4 protein-coding genes and 1 pseudogene are annotated in these 3,073 nt (G+C 60.7%); all 5 read right to left on the bottom strand.

Annotation, left to right across the window (positions count from 1 at the left end):
• Positions 1-108 precede the first annotated feature (108 nt).
• Positions 109-396 (bottom strand): hypothetical protein, encoded by a 288-nt coding sequence (locus BTJ39_RS24140; protein WP_078005193.1) that lies wholly within the window; start codon positions 394-396, stop codon positions 109-111.
• Between the two features lie 521 nt (positions 397-917).
• Positions 918-1,226, bottom strand: a complete 309-nt coding sequence (locus BTJ39_RS24135) for a type II toxin-antitoxin system RelE/ParE family toxin (protein WP_078005192.1) — start codon at positions 1,224-1,226, stop codon at positions 918-920.
• Positions 1,223-1,486, bottom strand: coding sequence for a type II toxin-antitoxin system ParD family antitoxin (locus BTJ39_RS24130; RefSeq protein WP_078005191.1), 264 nt, complete (start codon positions 1,484-1,486; stop codon positions 1,223-1,225). The genes BTJ39_RS24135 and BTJ39_RS24130 overlap by 4 nt, the downstream gene beginning before the upstream one ends.
• A gap of 91 nt (positions 1,487-1,577) precedes the next feature.
• Complete coding sequence (gene xerC, locus BTJ39_RS24125) at positions 1,578-2,576, bottom strand: site-specific tyrosine recombinase XerC (protein WP_078005190.1); 999 nt, start codon at positions 2,574-2,576, stop codon at positions 1,578-1,580.
• 226 nt (positions 2,577-2,802) lie between these two features.
• A pseudogene (locus BTJ39_RS24450) lies at positions 2,803-3,073 on the bottom strand (CHC2 zinc finger domain-containing protein); the annotation flags it as partial.

The following is a 3,073-nucleotide window of genomic DNA, read 5'->3' as shown; positions in this document are numbered from 1 at the left end:
TCGCGGAATTCAGGCGAATGCTGCTTACGGGGGTTCTTACTGGTTGATACGGATTTTGTCATGTGAGCTACCTCTGGTTGAGAGTTTACTCACTTAGTCGCGTGTCCACTAATGGTGGGTAAGATCACATTGCGTGGCCTTATCCAGTGCATCGCCAACATCCTTCAGAACCCCCTCCAGCCCGGAGGCCATCTGCTTATTGGCTTCCTGACGTGCTTTATCCTGTGGATTCTGGCTGCCATTGGGCAGCGCAGGTGGCGGTAAAGGCAGAGCCAGCGCATTATTCTCAACAACAACTTTATCCGTTGTGAAGCCTGACAGCGGACAACGATTTTCCCTGTGCTTTCCGTGGGTTGCGGCGGTTTTTTTGCGGATGTACTTCCGGTACACCAACATTTTGCCCCGACGCGCTTTTTGCAGCCGGACACGCTACCGCCCCGTCGTGGGGCTGCTCCTGCACCCGCGCAGTTTACCAGCGCTGCCGCCGCTGTCATTACCCGTTTTTCGTCGCGGCCCGCCGTGGCACCACTGTCTGACCGGCGGTTGACTCTGCATGACCGCAACGGGCCGGGGCGGGTGGCGGAAGCTGGCGAACGGGGAAGGAGCAACAGAGCGAAGCGGCGTGCGACCCCGTGCAGCCAGACGCAGCGGGCGGGCATGAAGCCGTTGAGCGGAGGCCGTCAGGCCGACAACCCCATTGGGGTGACTCACAGACGATGCCGTTGCTGAAGCCGCCAGGGATGGCGGCCTGCACCCCGACGCTGAACGCGGGGGCGCGCGCCATAATGCATATTATGCGATACGAGACGCAGACTGCTGCGCAGGGATATTTATGCTGCTGACCGGCGAGCGTCGCATAATATCCGGCATTATGGTTAATGGCCGGGCACGGATAACCCCGCTCACGGACGGCTCCGCTAACCCTTCGGACTGCCTGCCTCCTCGAACAGGCTGGTAATATCCCGGGAACCATGCAGCAACCTTTCTATTCGCACCTCAGTATCAAGCACCCTGAACAGGATAAGATAGCGGCCATAGGCACAACTTCTGACGCTTTGCCCCAGCTCCGGTCTTTCCCTGTAGATAACCGGTGACTCTGCTATCAGCAGGCACTGCTGGTAAAGCTCTTCGGTGAAGCTGACTGCCCGTACCGGATTGTCCTGTGCGATATAGTCGCCAATGGCTTCCATATCCTGCTCTGCCAGTGGCGATATGCCCAGTTTCATTTCGTTTTTTTACCTTCGGCCATGCGCTGGTATTTGCGTGACAGGCGCCCGAACACCTCTTCCGCGTTCCGGCTCTCCCCGCTATTTATCCCGGCGTTAACTGCTTTTTGTAGCGATTCCAGTTTCATCTGTTGCTCCCGCTCTTCCAGCGCCCGAAGCCCGGCGCGGATGACCTCACTGGTATTATTGTAACGCCCGCTTTCTATCTGTTCGCGGATGAACGCTTCGAAGTAGGGACTCAGGGCTACGCTGGTTGACATGGTGGTTTCTCCGGCTGGATTACTATCAGTTAGTAACTGTTAGTATATCGTGTCATTCTTCATCGGCAACGTCCGTCACATTATTTTCCCGCTACTCGGCCGGATGCGTACCGGCATGCACCGCCTGAAGCGCGGTGATGCTCACATGGGTGTAGATTTGGGTGGATTTGACGCTCGCATGGCCCAGCATCGCCTGTATCCACCGCAGGTCTGCCCCGTTCTCCAGCATCTGCGTCGCCATCGCGTGCCGGAACAGGTGGCAGCTCCCTTTCTCTATCCCTGCCGCCCGCAGGTACGGCACCACCGCCATTGTGATGCCGCCCGGGGTCAGTCCCGCCACGCCGTCCGTTGCCAGGAACAGCGCCTTACACGTCGGGTTAACCAGCACGTCCGGTCGCACGCGATGCAGATAATGATGAAGCCACCCCTGCGCCCGCGCACCCACCGGCACGATACGGTCACACTTTCCCTTGCCCTGCACGATGGTCAGCGTTTTACGGCTGAAGTCCGGGCTGTATATCTCAAGGTTCGCCGCCTCACCGCGCCGTATCCCGGCTGACCACAGCAGCTCCAGCAGCGTGCGGTCGCGCACGCCCTGACGCGTGGTGAGGTCGCACCGGCTCAGGATGTCCTCCACCTGTTCAACGCTGAGGATGGTACGCGGCAGCCGCTTCTCCGGCCGGGGCAGCTCCAGGTCAGCCGCCGGATTGGCGAGGATAAGCCCCTGCTTCGCCATCCAGCGGAACCACACCTGAAGCGGCTGTAACGCCGTGCGCTGTGTCCGGGTTGATAACGGCTCGCCGTTCGTCTTGCGGTAGTGGTACAGATAACGCTGGTAACTCTCCAGCTGCGGGCGCGTCACTTCCCCGGCATAGTTCACGCCCCGTTCAGTCGCCCAGCAGATAAAGCGGTAACTGTGATGCGTCTGCACCTTCAGCGTGGTCTCCGACCCGTTGCGCTCCCTGCGCCACCGGACGAACCGCAGCAGCAGCGCGTAGAGGCTTTTCGGGTCGGAGGCCGGCCCCACCGGCTGGCGGTACACGTCATTCACGGTTAACAGGCGGTCTGAACGGGGTTTACGGTTGGCCATGATGTCATCTCCCTGACGGTGGCGTGGCGGGTAAGTTCAGGCGGCTAAGAAGAGGCCTGCTGCGATAACGGAGGCGACGGCGGCGGCGTTTTCTTTTTCTTCCTGATTACCGTGTGTTCATCAGACCCGACCGGTTCAGCCGGTAAGCCTTGTCCCGCCTGCGCTGAAGCGTGTTTTTTACTGTCCGGCTGACCGCCGGCCGCATCCCGACAGGAGGACGACCGGCCAGCGTCCGGCGTACAGACGGCGAAGAAGAGGGAGACGCCGCAACGGCGACGGCTGAAGAATACGCCGTGACCGGTCCCGCGAACGCCCGCAGCCGCCGCACCGCCTCCGGCAGGGAGATGCCCTCCGTGCGCATCATCCAGTCGATGACCGACCCCGCCGCGCCGCAGCCGAAGCAGTGATACAGGTTCTTCTCCGGGCTGATGACGCACGACGGCGTCTTCTCTTCATGGAACGGACACAGCAGCGCCATATCCCGGCCCTGGCGCTTC

Origin of the sequence: Izhakiella australiensis, from assembly GCF_002006995.1 — a bacterium.
GTDB lineage: Bacteria > Pseudomonadota > Gammaproteobacteria > Enterobacterales > Enterobacteriaceae > Izhakiella > Izhakiella australiensis.
The sequence above is the reverse complement of the archived record's forward strand: the minus strand, read 5'-3'. Positions and strand labels throughout refer to the sequence as shown.